The following is a 14,845-nucleotide window of genomic DNA, read 5'->3' as shown; positions in this document are numbered from 1 at the left end:
CGAGGCTGTCCCGTAAGTGTCTGACCTCACGCGTATTTCACAATATATAGCCCATTTATCCAATGTGATGTCCGCTTCCATTTTACAAAGCTTCCGAACCTTTTTATCTTACTTGACCAAATTGTAAATAAATCTTGCTGGTTCTATGGGAGACAATCTTTTGTGATACTCATCGAGTTTTGTCAAATAATTGGATAAATGCTCAGAATGCAGGATGTCGATTAGTCGTTCTGAGATGTTCCCCATCTGATACCACTTTTGAAAATCAAAAACAATTCCCAAATCTTTTAATTGCTGAAGATTAATTTCTTCCTGACCGGGAAGAGCATGGTAAACAAAAATCGGGATCTTTTTAAATAAGCATTCACTAACGGTAACTCCTCCTGGTTTCGTCATAATGAAATCAACTTGATTGTATAAATCATTCATCTCTTCTCTTGAAGAGATGTAAGGAAAAGGTGTAATTTTTGGATGGTTCATATTCATCAATTGTTCATATATACGTCTATTTTTACCACATAGTACGTAATAATCGATTCGGTCATCTGCGGGGATTTTTTCGAGCAATTTTGCCAGAACCCCAACCCCTAAGCTCCCCCCGGAGATTAGGCCGCAGTACGATTGTTTTCTGTATCGATGCTTATTTGTGTTTTTCGTTATTTTCGGATGAATGGGAATACCCGTTACGAAAATGCGGCTTTCATGAACCCCTTTTTCCCGTAAAAATTCCTTCATATACGGATGGCCGACAAAATGATAGTCAATCTCTTCAATTCCCCAAAGGTGATGAATAAAGTAGTCTGTATATACATTAATAACGGGTATCTTTAACTCTCCGGCTGCTTTTAATCTGCTTAGCAAATAGGAAGGAAGGGCATGAGTGCATATAATGACATTCGGGTTTGTTTCGGAAATCACCTTTTTTAAATGGTTAAGAAAAAGAACCTCATATTGTGGAAACTTTTTTGTTTTATTCAATTCGCGAAACAGCGATTGACGGTACAATAAGCTGTATGTTTTTGGAAATCGGTCAATCCATTGTAGATAAAATTTAGAAATAAAAGATTCCACTTTTCCGAATGTTGATGATAATAATTCAATTTTTTCACATTGTATATGTGGATCAAGCAGAAGTAATCCCTCTTTTAAGGCATCAGCCGTTTGATGATGACCGGATGGAAATTGTAGTAATGGAAGAAAAAGAACCCTTTTCATAATACTCACCTAAATATCTATAGTTATTTAAAAGTGTTTGTTATTTTTGGATAGTTATTCGATAAGATAAATCCTTTTTTTTCTATTAATAAAACGAACTTTAGTGCTAAACACTGTAAATGTAATAAAAGGAAGAAAAGGAGAAGGATGTTGCAATGGTCAAGATGAGACAATGTTTTCTTACCATTTGGAGTGCATTAGATCCGATTTATTATTTTTGTTCACGGCTTGAATATGTTGAGGACCAAACAAAAAATCGAGATATTTTTCGTGTTCGGTTGACGAAGTATAAAGGAAGAAACATCGTGCTTTCGGATGGTACGGAAATCATAAAAAATGACCTTCTTTTAAAAATTCATTTGCATAATGTTCGTTTAATTAAAGAACTCATTCGTTTGGATAATGAAATTAAGAAGGGGAGGCACATCTATGAACAAGTAAAAAGAGGGTTACCGAATCTTACGGAATATTTACAACGTCACGAACAATTTGCCGATATTAAAGGGATTATCGGAATTACGATTTTAAATAAAGGTTGCGAGCGGTTAGGGTTTGAAACGTTTTCGATTATGAATCCTTTTTATAAATGGTATAAACAAACGGCATTTGCTCCTATGTATCTTATTTCCCGATTCCGTTTAGATAGTTTTAGGAAACCGCCAAAATATTTATTCATGTCAAAAGATAAATTGCTCAAATTATACGGCTGCCAATCCGACCAGTAATTCCCGCTTTCCTATCTCTTCCCGTTTACTATAATTGTAAAGAGGGAGGAGATAATATGTTTTTATTGGTTATGATTCTTTCGACCATGATTATTTCTTTTATTTATAAAGCAAACCGCAATACGTACGAGGCGGTTTTTAATAGATTAACGGTCAATGCTCGCCATGGTGATCACTCTTTTATTCATATTCTGCATTTATCCGACCTTCATTTAGAAAATCTATCGATTTCACCCCAATATTTATATGACAAATTAAAGAATGAGAAAATCGATTTAATTGCTTTAACAGGAGATTTTCTTGATCGAAAGAGAAGCATTCCAAAACTGATTCCTTATTTGGAAGTTTTCCAAAAACTGCAGCCTGCCTATGGAGTGTATGCGGTATTTGGAAATCATGATTATGTGCTTAGAAAAAAGAACTTCCAAACGTTAAAAGAGACGCTTGAGAAATACGGCTGTATAACCCTTCAAAACGAAAAACGAACGATTCATATGAACGGAAAAACGGTTAATATCATTGGTATTGATGATTTCAGTACAAAACGAAGCGATTTGCAAAAGGCATATGCAAATGTAAAAAACGGTTTAAACCTTGTTTTAACCCATGATCCGAACATTGTCCTTCATATGAAAGACTATCATTTTGACTATCTATTGTCCGGTCATTTTCATGGGGGACAAATTCATTGGCCGAAACCTTATCATCTTGTGAAGATGGGCAAGCTAGTGCGTTTGAACATGATTAGAGGCTACCATGAAATAGACGGAAAGCCATTTTACATTAGTGAAGGGTTAGGACAGACGGGTGTCAATATTCGTGTCGGCAGTACACCTGAGATTACCATTCATAAACTGTCACTTACCCCTCTTTCTAAACAAGAAAAACAAGTTATTTAAACGAAAAGCTCCTAAACGGGGCTTTTTGTTTTCTGAAAATGGGTTAGATACAATCATAACAATGTGATGAGAATTGACATAAGGTTTTGTCAAACTTCGGTGTTGATTTTTAAAAAATTTTATGTTGATGTCCTGACCTAATTTTGTTTAACAATTGTCCCATCATACATCCAATAGTTGTTAAAACAATGGCTTCGTAATTCATATCATTCACCTTGGCCGTTTTTGTTCATCATTCTCAATTTTCTCTTTTAACTATCTTAATTGTTAAAGAATGATCAAAAAAGTTAACATAAATTTATTTTTTAGATACCAATAAAATTTTATAAAAACAACATAATTTAACAAAAGATGGGGAATGTAAATTAACGAGATAATCATTGCTTAGCGATGTTTCATTTCAAGATAACGCTTCTGCGATGTTTTGTAGGAAAGGGCTGTTCGAGTGATGAAAATGATGAAATGGGCAATGAAGAAACTGCTAAATAATAAAGAAACGGTCACTGGACAAAAAATGATCATGAGAAGGAAAAGGATTTGCTGACTGATTCCTTGGGAGGCAATTTAGAAAAAATTCGCGAAGATATCGGCCAAAGTTCTGACATCATCATTCGAATTGTTAAAGCAGGCGTAAATCATCGGCACGGGGTAGGTGTTATTTATACAGACGGCTTAGCAGATAAAGAAACGGTACAAAACTTTATTTTAGAATCATTGTTAATTGACTTGCGGGAGAGTTTTCAAAAAATCGATGCCGAAAACTTCTTTTTATTTATAAAGGACTGCGTATTAAAAGCCGGAGAAGTGAAGGAAATTTCCGATTTTCAAAAGGTGTATTTTCATGTTTTGTCTGGAGACACTGTTATCTTAGTTGATGGAATCAAAAAGGCATTAGCCGTTGGGACAAGAGGCTGGCAAGATCGCGGTGTAAACGAACCGTCTTCGCAGATTGTTGTAAGAGGACCGAAAGATGGCTTTACAGAAACACTGCGCACAAATACGGCACTTGTCCGCAGAAGGATTCGTGATAAAAACCTTCGGATTGAAACAAAACAAATCGGCAAGATTACGAAAACAGATGTTTGTATTATGTATATAAAAGGAATTGTCCAGGACAAAATTGTTGATGAAGTTAGGCAAAGGCTGGAACGAATCGAAATCGACGGGATATTAGAAAGCGGATATATTGAGGAATATATTCAAGATGAGACGTTTACTCCCTTTCCAACTGTCTATAATACAGAACGTCCTGATATTATTGCTGCTGCTTTGCTTGAGGGCAAAGTTGCTATTCTAGTAGATGGGACGCCGTTTGCTTTAGTCGTTCCTGCTTTATTTGTCAGTTTTTTTCAAGCAAGCGAAGATTATTATCAACGTTTTGATATAAGTACATTTATTCGTTTGCTGCGCTACTTGGCTTTTTTTATTGCTTTAATTACTCCATCATTTTACATCGCTGTGACAACATTTCATCAGGAAATGCTGCCGACACCGCTATTAATCAGCATCATGGCCCAAAGAGAGGGAGTGCCGTTTCCGGCGTTTGTCGAGGCGTTGTTAATGGAGCTCACCTTTGAAATTTTGCGCGAAGCAGGAACGCGGATGCCTCGTGCCGTTGGACAAGCGATTTCTATCGTCGGGGCGCTTGTCATCGGAGAAGCAGCGGTGCAGGCTGGCCTCGTTTCGCCGGTAATGGTCATTGTTGTTTCAATCACGGCAATTTCCAGCTTTATTTCACCAACTTTTAATATGGCAATCTCGATTCGCATATTGCGGTTTTTATTTATGGGTCTGGCCGCTTCATTTGGGTTTTTTGGCATTATTTTAGGGATGATTGCTCTAGTTCTTCACCTTACAAGTCTTCGTTCATTTGGTATTCCTTATATGAGTCCGCTGGCTCCGTTTTTCTTAAGCGGGCAGAAAGACTCCTTGATTCGTATGCCAAGATGGATGATGCTGCGTCGTCCGAGTTTAATTAATCAAACGAATATCATTAGAGATACGGGGGCGCATAGCGAAAAGCCAAAAAGCCGGGAAATCGAAAACGAAACAAGCAAGCAAGGGAATGAAAAATGAAAATCTTTCTATTGCTGTTGGCAACAATCATCATCTTATTTATCGACTTGCCTGAGATGATTCAAAAGCAGTTAAAAAAGGAAATTATTGTTTATTCATTGCTTCTTATCGCAGGGATTATTCTTTCCATACTGCATATGCTGCAAGTTCCACTATTTAACCCTACAGATTTAATTGTATGGATGTTCCGTCCTTTTGTTGAATGAGCGTTGAAGAGAAAGGAGTTTAGCCGTGCAAAAAAATACCATAATTAGCATCCAACAATTTTTTATTTTAGTTGTGTACTTTATTATTGGGAGTACGGTCATTATTATCCCGTCTTTTTTGGCATTGAAAGCTAAGCAGGATGCGTGGATTTCTGCCATTATTACTATCGTTCTCGGCGTGCTTTTAGTTTGGATGTATGATGTGATTATAAAAGAGTTTCCTGATGATACGTTAATCGAAATCAGCGAGAAAGTGTTGGGAAAATGGCTGGGAAAGATAGCGTCGCTTATATATGTTACTTATTTCATTTTTCTTACTTCTCTTATTATACGAACAATAGGGGAGTTTATGGTAACACAAATTCTTGTGGAAACACCTATTGAAGTCATCCATATTTTATTTTTGCTTGTCGGGGCCATGGGGGTGCGCCTGGGGATTGAAGTATTAGCCCGTACAGCGGAAATCTTTTTTCCGTGGATTATTTTCTTTTTTGCTCTCATTGTCTTGTTTCTCGTTCCCCGATATGATTTTCAAAAGCTCATGCCTATTTTAGAAAATGGCTTTAAACCTGTACTTGATGGAGTATTTACTTTTGTCAGTATTCCTTTTTTGGATTTAATTATCTTATTAATGATTGTCCCGTTTGTGAAAAAAGAAGACAGAAACAAGATTCGTAAAGGGTTTATCTTTGGAGTCATCGTTGGAGGGATCGTCGTTACTTCATTGGTCTCTCTTTGTTTAATTACACTTGGGATCGATTTTACGGCCAGAAATACATATCCCACTTACGTTCTCGCTAAACAAATTAGTATCGGAAAGTTTTTAGAGCGTATTGAAGGTCTTGTAGCTGGTTTATGGGTGTTTACGATCTTTTTTAAAATGTCCATTTGTTATTTTGCTTCTGTACTAGCACTTGCACAGTTTTTTCAGATAAAAAATCATAAATTTTTCGTCTTTCCGCTATTCTATATCTTGATGATCTACTCAATTATATCCATTCCAAATTGGCCTTACTTTCGAAAGGTAGCCCTTGATTATTGGCCGTATTATGTAACGATTCTTGGGTTTATTCTTCCTTTTCTCTTATTGATTGTGGCGAAAATTCGTTATCGCACTACACGAAAGTGGAGCGAAAAAGGAGTATAAGTAATGGAATTAAAAAAAATAAGCAGTAGGTTTTTACTTTTTGTTTCCATATTGCTGTTGCTTAGCGGCTGCTGGAGCAGAAGAGAACTAAATGATTTAGCGGTTGCTTCCGCTATAGGGATTGATAAGCATAAAGACGGCTATTTGTTAACGGCCCAGATTATTAATCCATCTCAAGTAGCGCCGCTCGCTTCGTCCACTCCTGGAACTCCTGTTACGATTTATCAGGCGACGGGAGGAACGGTGTTTGAAGCACTCAGGCAATTGACACGAAAATCATCGAGAAAAGTGTATTTATCGCACTTGCGCATTGTCGTTTTCAGTGAAGAGATTGCCAAAGAAGGATTGCGGAACCCATTGGACTTTTTATCAAGAGATCACGAGCTGCGGACGGATTTTTATATTGCCGTTGCAAGAAAAGAGCGTGCCGAGAATGTTTTAAAAGTGTTAAATGCGCAGGAACGTATTCCTGCTAACGCGTTTTTTTCATTGCTCGAAGTAACAGAGGAAGCTTTTGCCGCAGCCACGGAAAAGAAAATTGATGAACTCATTTCAGAAATTGTTAGTGAAGGCAAAGATCCGGTGCTTACAGGGATGAGTATTATCGGTTCTATAAATAAAGGGGGGCATATGGACAACCTTCAGAAAGTTGATGCTCCTGCCAAGCTAAAAGTGAATGGAACAGCAGTATTTAGAGACGACAAGTTAGTAGGGTGGTTAAATGGGACAGAAACAAAAGGCTACATTATATAAGAGGGAAAGTTCAAAATACGGTGGGGAATATTCGCTGCCCTACTGGCGGCAAGATTGCGCTGGAAACGATACGCACCGACTCAGATGTAAAAGGGGAAATCAAAAACGGCACACCGGTCATCGATGTAAATATAAAATTAGAGGCGAATATCGGCGAAGTGCAATGCAACATTGATCTTATGAAGCAGGAGACGATTCAAGAACTTGAAAAAATTACAGAAACACGCGATCAACAATTAGTAGAAATGGCGTTAAAGAAGGCGCAAAAAGAATTTAAAAGCGACATTTTCGGCTTTGGCGAGGTGCTTCATCGTTCACATCCTAAACAATGGAGGAAAATAAAAGCACAATGGCAGGAAAAATTTCGTAATGCAAAAGTGAATATTCATGTAGATGCAAAAATTCGCAGAACAGGTACGATTACCGATTCGTTCCAAAAGGGAAATATTAGTGACTAAAATCCTCTTCAATAAAGGTGGAGTAAAAATGAATTCGGTGTTGCTAATGTCTTTAATCGTTCTTTTTGAATTAGGAAGCGCTTTAGCTGCAGGATTGAGACAAGATGACTGGACGATCGTTTTGTTTGGAATGATTGGCGTTGTCTTCCTTTTCAGATTTATTTGCGTTTGTATTGCCACTTTCTCATAGCACCTTTAACATGCTATGCATCAAAAGTTGCTGGGGAAATGTTAGGAACAATGATTTCCATTATCTATATCCTATATTCCAGGGTTCTTAGAAATTGGAAGACAACGATTTTTATAAATCACATGTAAAATAAAGAACATTAAATCAATCATAGTACTTGATATTGTAAGATGGGCATGGTATGTTCTTTCATGATAAATAAAATAAATAAAATATAAAAATATAGAAAGGAACGTTTTAAAATGGCAAAACAACAAATTGGTGTGATTGGTTTAGCCGTAATGGGCAAAAATCTTGCTCTAAATATTGAAAGCAAAGGCTATTCCGTAGCAGTATACAACCGTTCACGCGAAAAAACGGATGAGTTTTTAAAAGAAGCAGAAGGAAAAAATATTGTTGGTACATACAGCATTGAAGAGTTTGTCAATGCGCTTGAAAAGCCGCGGAAAATCTTGTTAATGGTGAAAGCGGGAGCGGCGACGGATGCAACGATTGAACAATTAAAGCCGTACCTGGAAAAAGGCGATATTTTAATCGACGGCGGCAATACGTATTTCAAGGATACGCAGCGCCGCAATAAAGAACTGGCGGAGTTAGGCATTCATTTTATCGGCACAGGCGTTTCCGGTGGTGAAGAAGGAGCGTTGAAGGGGCCATCGATCATGCCTGGCGGTCAAAAGGAAGCGCATGAGCTTGTTCGTCCGATTTTTGAAGCGATTGCTGCGAAAGTGGACGGTGAGCCGTGCACAACGTATATCGGTCCGGACGGTGCGGGACATTATGTGAAAATGGTGCATAATGGCATTGAATACGGCGATATGCAGTTAATTGCTGAAGCTTACTTTTTATTAAAGCATGTTCTAGGCTTAAGCGCGCAGGAGCTTCATGAAGTTTTTGCCGAATGGAACAAAGGGGAGCTTAACAGCTATTTAATTGAAATTACAGCCGATATTTTCACAAAAGTTGATGAAGAGACAGGAAAACCGCTTGTTGATGTCATTTTAGATAAAGCGGGCCAAAAAGGCACAGGAAAATGGACGAGCCAAAACGCATTGGATTTAGGCGTTCCGCTTCCAATTATTACGGAATCGGTATTTGCCCGCTTTATTTCCGCGATGAAAGACGAGCGCGTCAAAGCAAGCAAGCTTCTTTCCGGTCCGGCGGCCAAGCCGTTTGCAGGAGATCGCCAGCACTTTATTGAAGCTGTAAGACGTGCGCTTTACATGAGCAAAATTTGCTCCTATGCCCAAGGTTTTGCACAAATGAAGGCAGCGTCTGATGAATATGACTGGAACTTACAATATGGAAATATCGCGATGATTTTCCGCGGCGGCTGCATTATCCGCGCACAATTCCTGCAAAAAATTAAAGAAGCTTATGACCGCGACCCAGAGCTTCCAAACTTGTTGTTAGACCCTTACTTCAAAGAAATCGTCGAAAACTATCAGGAAGCGTTGCGGGAAATTATTTCTGTGGCGGTTATGCGCGGCATTCCGGTTCCGGCTTTTTCGAGCGCGTTAGCATATTATGACAGCTATCGGATGGAAACGCTGCCGGCAAATTTAATCCAAGCACAGCGCGACTATTTCGGTGCGCACACGTATGAGCGTGTTGATAAAGAAGGCATTTTCCATACAGAGTGGTTGACAAAGTAAGAAAATCCCCATATTGCTCATAAGCAATATGGGGATTTTCTTAGTTCTTATATTGTTATTGCAAATTCTCAAACAACAATACCCGGGTTGGAGCAGCGTCTGTGCCGACGAGCTTTAACGGTGCGGCAACCATAAAGTATTGTCCTTCCGGTACGTCTTTTAAGCGGAGTCCTTCGATAATAATGATGTTATTGCCGAACAACGTTTTATGAGTCGGATGTCCCGGCTGGCTTCTTTCCACTCCTAAAGCATCAATGCCGACGCCGCGCACCTTTTTCTCAGCCAAGTATTGCGCCGCGTCTTCAGCAACATAAATAAACTCAAAATGAAACGCATCGTCAAACGAGTTTTTTGTTTTGAACAATACAAAGTCATTTTCTTGAATATCTAAATGGGCGATATCATTTTTGGAAATTTTATCATCTACATTTGTTATATCAAATACTTTGCACGTACCGACGAGTTTTTCAAGCGAAATCGTTTCAAATGTTTCACCGTTTTTCACCATATGGAGCGGGGCATCGATGTGTGTGCCGGTATGTACATCCATGTCAATGCGGGACTCTGTTACATAGTCATTTGTGACGGTTGAAAATTTTGGCTGTTTTTCCGGCTTATTTTTATAGACCGGCATGCCTTCAAAAATCGGTGCGGTTACGTCATACATTTTCATTGGCGATTCTCCTTTCTATGAATATCACAGGCCATTATAATGAATTGGCCACCAATAGAAGCCGTCTTTTTTCAGAAGTTCATCTGCTGCTTTTGGTCCCATCGATCCGGCTTCGTAGTTAGGAAAATCAGCAGCTTTCGTATTTTCCCATACTTCAGAAATAGGGTCGATAAAGCTCCATGAAGCCGCGACCTCATCCCAGTGTGTAAAATTCGTCGCATCGCCGCGCATGCAGTCGTAAAGCAGTTTTTCATATGCTTCCGGCGTGTTAATGCCGTCAATGCAGTTGTTGCAGTAGTCTAATTTAATCGGCGTTGTTTTCATTGTTTCGCCGCTTTTTTTCGCGTTCAGATGAAGCGTAATTCCTTCATCAGGCTGAATATGAATGACAAGTAAATTTGGTGAAATCGTTTCGCTCGTGCGATAATACAAGTTCATCGGCACATCCTTAAACTGAACAACAATCTTCGTTGATTTTTCCGTCATGCGCTTGCCTGTACGGATATAGAACGGTACGCCCGCCCAGCGGAAGTTATCAATCATCAGCTTGCCAGCGACAAATGTTTCCGTGTTGGAGTTAGGATCGACATTATTTTCTTCACGGTAACCGACAACTTCTTTTCCTTTGACAATGCCTTTTCCGTATTGCCCGCGCACGAAATATTGCTCGACTTCATCATGAGCAATTGGCCGAAGGGCGCGAAGCACTTTCACTTTTTCGCTGCGAATTTCGTCGGTTGTCAGTTTAATTGGCGGCTCCATCGCAAGCAGTGCCACCATTTGCAGCATATGGTTTTGCACCATATCGCGCAACGCTCCGGAATGGTCATAATAACGGCCGCGGTCTTCAACACCAAGCGTTTCGCTTGACGTAATTTGAATATTCGCAATAAAGCGGTTGTTCCATAGCGGCTCGAAAATGGCGTTTGCAAAGCGAATCACTTCAATGTTTTGCACCATTTCTTTGCCGAGATAATGGTCAATCCGGAATATTTCTTTTTCGGAAAACGCCTTGCGGATTTCTTGATTGAGCTGTTGCGCTGTTTTTAAATCATGCCCGAACGGTTTTTCAATGACAAGACGTTTCCAGCCGTTTGTCGCTGTAAGGCCTTCTGATTTTAAGTGAGCGGTAATGGTACCGAAAAATTCCGGTGCCATTGCTAAGTAAAAAATACGGTTTCCCGGCACGTTGTATGCCTCATCCAAACGCTCAAGCAGCGACTTCAACTCTTGATAAGATGCAGTGCTTGTGACATCTAATGAATGATAATAAAAATGAGAAATAAATGTGTCGCTTTTTAGTTCCTGACTTGTTGAATCTTCCACCGATTGCCTCACATAGCTGCGGAATTCCTCGTGAGAAAGCGGCCGTCTCGCTACGCCGACAACGGCAAACTCTTCCGTTAACTTTCCTTTCTGATATAGTTTATAGATGGAAGGGAAGAGTTTGCGTTTTGCCAAATCTCCAGTAGCACCAAAGATAACAATCAATGACTTTGGATTCATATTGTTCACTTATATGTACCTCGCTTTAAGATAATTTTATATCCTCAAGTATTTAATTGTAGAGATTTCTGGTAATGAACGCAAATATTTTATTACGGGATTCGTCACAGTTGAAAAGGTGATAAAATAATATTGATACGCTAACAAAAAGAATGTAGGAGGAACTTGATTTTGGAACTAGTATTTTTAGGAACAGGAGCAGGGGTTCCGTCAAAAGGACGAAACGTGTCAGCGATTGCCCTGCAGCTTCTTGAAGAACGCGGGGCTACGTGGCTGTTTGATTGCGGCGAAGCGACCCAACATCAAATTTTACATACATCGATCCGCCCAAGACGAATTGAAAAAATTTTTATTACGCATCTTCATGGAGATCATATTTTTGGGCTGCCGGGCTTGCTTGGAAGCCGTTCGTTTCAAGGAGGAGAAACTCCATTAACCGTTTATGGGCCGAAGGGGATTCAACCGTTTATTGAAACGGCTTTATCGGTAAGTTGCACTCATGTAAAATATGAACTGAATGTCGTTGAAATTTCTGAAGGAATTGTTTTTGAAGATGAACAATTTATCGTAACGGCGAAGCCGCTTGCTCACGGTATTCCTTCGTACGGCTATCGCATCGTTGAAAAAGATTTGCCAGGAACATTGCTGGTGGATAAGCTTCGGGAGATTGGCATTCGTCCCGGTCCGATTTATCAGCAAATTAAGCAAGGGAAAACAGTCATATTGGAAGACGGAACGGTCATTGACGGAAAGCAGTTTGTCGGACCGCCGCAAAAAGGGAGAATTGTGACGATATTGGGGGATACAAGATTTTGCGAAGCGAGCATTGAATTGGCACATGGTGCGGATGTTCTTGTTCATGAAGCAACATTTGGCGCCGAAGAAGGTAAGCTTGCTTATGAGTATTATCACTCCACAAGCGAGCAGGCAGCGGAAGTAGCCAAACGTGCTGGAGCGAAAAAATTGATTTTGACGCATCTCAGCTCGCGCTATCAAGGTGACATGTGCGATGGGCTTCTTGAAGAGGCAAAAGCGATTTTTCCAAATGTCGAAATCGCCGCCGATTTTAAGTCATTTCTGATTCCGAAAAAGAAATAGCAGAGCATTATGGCTTTGCTGAGTTGAAAAGCTTATCAAATCCGGATGTGTTTGAAATCGTCGTATCGGATGGCAAAGGACAAGTAAAACGCATTTGGCAATAATATAAGAGGCTGTCTCGTAAGGGTAAGTAGTTTCGATAACGTGGAGAAACAATACAAGTAACATAGGAATCGAGTGTAAAATCGCATAGGTTTTACACTCGATTTTTTGTTGTTAAAGCAAAGTTTCTCATGTTTTAACATAAGAAATATCATAAGAATTAACACCCTACTTCGTATATTGACAATTACTGTTGTCACTCATAAAAATTTAGTGTGCGATTTTAGGTTTTAAAAAGAGTGTTGAAAATAATTTTTATAGGAATTACAAGGGAATAAGGATGTTAAAATTAGATATAGGAAGTTATTGAACGGGTGCGATCCTTCAACAAGAGGTATCGTTTTTCTCTTATTGTGCTAACGTGGCAGTTTAGTTGAACAAGTTATAAATTGAATAGTTTGAAGTTATAGAGCATTTCTTTGTAATGAGGAATGCTTTTTATCTTTGTCTAAAATTAAAAGGATATTTATATAACAATAAGAATATAATTAAAAACGATAATAATTTATTGTAAAACGATAAACATTCTGTTAAAATCAAATTGAAAATAAATAGGAGAGGTGCTTTTTATGAAACAAGGATCAACATTGTTTTTAAAAATAGCTGTTTTTATTATCGGAACTCCAGTTCTTGCTTTATGTATATTTGGGTTGCCTTGGTTAGCTAATAATCCAGTAAATCCAGATTATGCCCATATACTATATCCCATTTTAATCATTATGTATGTATCAGTGATACCGTTTTTCGTTGCGTTGTATCAGGCTTTTAAACTTTTAAGTTATATTGACAAGAACAAAGCGTTCTCGGAATTATCTGTAAAGGCTTTAAAAAATATAAAATATTGTGCAATCACAATCAGTGGCTTATATGTGGTTGGTATGCCATTCTTCTATATCTTGGCGGAGTTAGACGACGCCCCAGGTGTCATATTGATTGGAATGCTCTTTATTTTTGCTTCAATGGTGATTGCAGTCTTTGCTGCTGTTCTCCAAAGGCTTTTACAAGAAGCCATAGATATAAAATCAGAAAATGATTTAACGGTCTGAGGTGAAAACAATGGCGATTATAATCAATCTTGATGTGATGTTGGCTAAAAGGAAAATGAGCGTAACAGAACTTTCGGAGAGGGTTGGAATAACAATGGCTAATCTTTCTATATTGAAAAATGGAAAGGCAAAAGCAATTAGGTTTTCAACTTTAGATGCAATTTGCAAAGCATTAGAATGTCAACCTGGGGATATTTTAGAATACCGAAGTGATGAAGACACCAAAGATTAATAAAGTAGGAAACATTGAAAGGAAAAGAAAGTTATTCGATGGTAAACCTATGCATGAGAGCACTAAAACAACTTGTTCGTTTTGGTTGGGAGCAGGCCCTATCATGTTTGTTTCCTGTCGTTATTTTTGCCTCTTTGGCTTTTACACAAATCATGCCACTTCCCTTCCTACCACGGTATGACTGGCTGCTCATCATCTGCCTTCTGATGCAGTGGTGGATGGTACGTTCCGGGCTTGAAACACGGGATGAACTAAAGGTTATCACATTGTTCCACCTTATTGGACTTGCTCTTGAACTTTTCAAGGTACATATGGGATCCTGGTCTTATCCAGAGGAAGGATATTTCAAAATTTTTGGAGTGCCTTTGTATAGTGGATTCATGTACGCAAGTGTAGCGAGTTATCTTTGCCGGGCGTGGAGGAGGTTTAAGGTCGAACTGGTTAAGTGGCCACCGTTTTTGGTAGTTGTACCTCTTGCAGCTGCGATTTATTTGAATTTTTTCATCCACCATTATTGGATTGACGTTCGTTGGTGGTTATCTGGACTTGTAATTATCGTATTTTGGCAATCATGGGTCACCTTCGAGGTTGATGGAACTCGTTACCGTATGCCACTCGCACTTTCTTTTGTGCTCATCGGATTTTTTATATGGATAGCCGAAAATATCGCAACGTTCTTTGGAGCTTGGGAATATCCAAACCAAACCGATGCATGGAGTCTCGTTCATCTAGGAAAGGTGAGTTCATGGTTCTTATTAGTGATTGTTAGCATTCTTATAGTAGCGACGTTAAAGCAGGTTAAGGGAAAAAAATCCACTATTTTTTAGGGTTTAAGTTCTCCTAGCGTACAAAATTCCGAATAAG

At 38.9% G+C, this 14,845-nt stretch carries 14 protein-coding genes and 1 pseudogene; 12 read left to right on the top strand and 3 right to left on the bottom strand.

The features are described 5' to 3' along the window. Positions 1-108: 108 nt before the first annotated feature. Positions 109-1,215: an MGDG synthase family glycosyltransferase gene (locus B0I26_RS03780; RefSeq protein WP_111644135.1), complete on the bottom strand. Its 1,107-nt coding sequence runs from the start codon at positions 1,213-1,215 to the stop codon at positions 109-111. A 164-nt stretch (positions 1,216-1,379) separates the two neighbouring features. Between B0I26_RS03780 and B0I26_RS03775 the strand changes: the two genes are divergently transcribed. The 8 genes and pseudogenes from B0I26_RS03775 (at position 1,380) to gndA (ending at position 9,324) form a co-directional block, all read left to right on the top strand. Continuing rightward, positions 1,380-1,940, top strand: coding sequence for a YkoP family protein (locus tag B0I26_RS03775; RefSeq protein WP_181502713.1), 561 nt, complete (start codon positions 1,380-1,382; stop codon positions 1,938-1,940). A 56-nt stretch (positions 1,941-1,996) separates the two neighbouring features. Beyond that, positions 1,997-2,839 carry a metallophosphoesterase gene (locus B0I26_RS03770; protein WP_111644133.1) on the top strand — a complete coding sequence of 281 codons (843 nt, stop codon included), beginning with the start codon at positions 1,997-1,999 and terminating at the stop codon, positions 2,837-2,839. 537 nt (positions 2,840-3,376) lie between these two features. Then, positions 3,377-4,915 carry a spore germination protein gene (locus B0I26_RS03765; RefSeq protein ID WP_111644132.1) on the top strand — a complete coding sequence of 513 codons (1,539 nt, stop codon included), beginning with the start codon at positions 3,377-3,379 and terminating at the stop codon, positions 4,913-4,915. Further along, the gene (locus B0I26_RS03760; protein ID WP_111644131.1) at positions 4,912-5,121 is read left to right on the top strand and encodes a hypothetical protein; all 210 of its coding nucleotides are present in this window, start codon (positions 4,912-4,914) and stop codon (positions 5,119-5,121) included. Before B0I26_RS03765 ends, B0I26_RS03760 begins: the two co-directional genes overlap by 4 nt. Before the next feature lie 25 nt (positions 5,122-5,146). Then, positions 5,147-6,268 carry a GerAB/ArcD/ProY family transporter gene (locus B0I26_RS03755; protein WP_111644130.1) on the top strand — a complete coding sequence of 374 codons (1,122 nt, stop codon included), beginning with the start codon at positions 5,147-5,149 and terminating at the stop codon, positions 6,266-6,268. A gap of 3 nt (positions 6,269-6,271) precedes the next feature. After that, positions 6,272-7,479, top strand: a pseudogene (locus tag B0I26_RS18955) (Ger(x)C family spore germination protein). A gap of 28 nt (positions 7,480-7,507) precedes the next feature. Continuing rightward, entirely contained in the window at positions 7,508-7,669 is a 162-nt protein-coding gene (locus tag B0I26_RS18185) for a hypothetical protein (RefSeq protein ID WP_181502678.1), read from the top strand. A gap of 242 nt (positions 7,670-7,911) precedes the next feature. Beyond that, positions 7,912-9,324, top strand: coding sequence for an NADP-dependent phosphogluconate dehydrogenase (gene gndA / locus B0I26_RS03740; RefSeq protein ID WP_111644127.1), 1,413 nt, complete (start codon positions 7,912-7,914; stop codon positions 9,322-9,324). A gap of 55 nt (positions 9,325-9,379) precedes the next feature. Here the strand turns inward: gndA and B0I26_RS03735 are convergent, their stop codons facing one another. Both B0I26_RS03735 and zwf read right to left on the bottom strand, forming a co-directional pair. Continuing rightward, positions 9,380-9,997, bottom strand: coding sequence for a cyclase family protein (locus B0I26_RS03735; protein ID WP_111644126.1), 618 nt, complete (start codon positions 9,995-9,997; stop codon positions 9,380-9,382). A gap of 24 nt (positions 9,998-10,021) precedes the next feature. Beyond that, a complete protein-coding gene (gene zwf, locus B0I26_RS03730; RefSeq protein WP_409991410.1) occupies positions 10,022-11,503 on the bottom strand; it encodes a glucose-6-phosphate dehydrogenase in 1,482 nt (493 codons plus the stop codon). Positions 11,504-11,674: 171 nt separating this feature from the next. Here zwf and rnz point away from each other — a divergent pair, with 171 nt between their 5' ends. From rnz to B0I26_RS03710, 4 genes are all read left to right on the top strand, one after another. After that, the gene (rnz, locus tag B0I26_RS03725; RefSeq protein ID WP_111644124.1) at positions 11,675-12,601 is read left to right on the top strand and encodes a ribonuclease Z; all 927 of its coding nucleotides are present in this window, start codon (positions 11,675-11,677) and stop codon (positions 12,599-12,601) included. A 671-nt stretch (positions 12,602-13,272) separates the two neighbouring features. Beyond that, a complete protein-coding gene (locus tag B0I26_RS03720) occupies positions 13,273-13,749 on the top strand; it encodes a DUF2975 domain-containing protein (protein ID WP_111644123.1) in 477 nt (158 codons plus the stop codon). A 10-nt stretch (positions 13,750-13,759) separates the two neighbouring features. Next, complete coding sequence (locus B0I26_RS03715; protein WP_111644122.1) at positions 13,760-13,981, top strand: helix-turn-helix domain-containing protein; 222 nt, start codon at positions 13,760-13,762, stop codon at positions 13,979-13,981. Between the two features lie 53 nt (positions 13,982-14,034). Next, positions 14,035-14,808: a DUF817 domain-containing protein gene (locus B0I26_RS03710; RefSeq protein ID WP_111644324.1), complete on the top strand. Its 774-nt coding sequence runs from the start codon at positions 14,035-14,037 to the stop codon at positions 14,806-14,808. Positions 14,809-14,845: the final 37 nt, after the last annotated feature.

Origin of the sequence: Paranoxybacillus vitaminiphilus (genome assembly GCF_003259935.1) — a bacterium.
GTDB lineage: Bacteria > Bacillota > Bacilli > Bacillales > Anoxybacillaceae > Paranoxybacillus > Paranoxybacillus vitaminiphilus.
The sequence above is the reverse complement of the archived record's forward strand: the minus strand, read 5'-3'. Positions and strand labels throughout refer to the sequence as shown.

Coding starts and splice junctions, on each gene's coding strand:
- B0I26_RS03770 (WP_111644133.1), top strand. CDS start 1,997: ATGTTTTTATTGGTTATGATTCTTTCGACCATGATTATTTCTTTTATT.
- B0I26_RS03760 (WP_111644131.1), top strand. CDS start 4,912: ATGAAAATCTTTCTATTGCTGTTGGCAACAATCATCATCTTATTTATC.
- zwf (WP_409991410.1), bottom strand. CDS start 11,503: ATGAATCCAAAGTCATTGATTGTTATCTTTGGTGCTACTGGAGATTTG.
- B0I26_RS03710 (WP_111644324.1), top strand. CDS start 14,035: ATGAGAGCACTAAAACAACTTGTTCGTTTTGGTTGGGAGCAGGCCCTA.
- B0I26_RS03720 (WP_111644123.1), top strand. CDS start 13,273: ATGAAACAAGGATCAACATTGTTTTTAAAAATAGCTGTTTTTATTATC.
- B0I26_RS03775 (WP_181502713.1), top strand. CDS start 1,380: ATGAGACAATGTTTTCTTACCATTTGGAGTGCATTAGATCCGATTTAT.
- gndA (WP_111644127.1), top strand. CDS start 7,912: ATGGCAAAACAACAAATTGGTGTGATTGGTTTAGCCGTAATGGGCAAA.
- B0I26_RS18185 (WP_181502678.1), top strand. CDS start 7,508: ATGAATTCGGTGTTGCTAATGTCTTTAATCGTTCTTTTTGAATTAGGA.
- B0I26_RS03735 (WP_111644126.1), bottom strand. CDS start 9,997: ATGAAAATGTATGACGTAACCGCACCGATTTTTGAAGGCATGCCGGTC.
- B0I26_RS03780 (WP_111644135.1), bottom strand. CDS start 1,215: ATGAAAAGGGTTCTTTTTCTTCCATTACTACAATTTCCATCCGGTCAT.
- B0I26_RS03715 (WP_111644122.1), top strand. CDS start 13,760: ATGGCGATTATAATCAATCTTGATGTGATGTTGGCTAAAAGGAAAATG.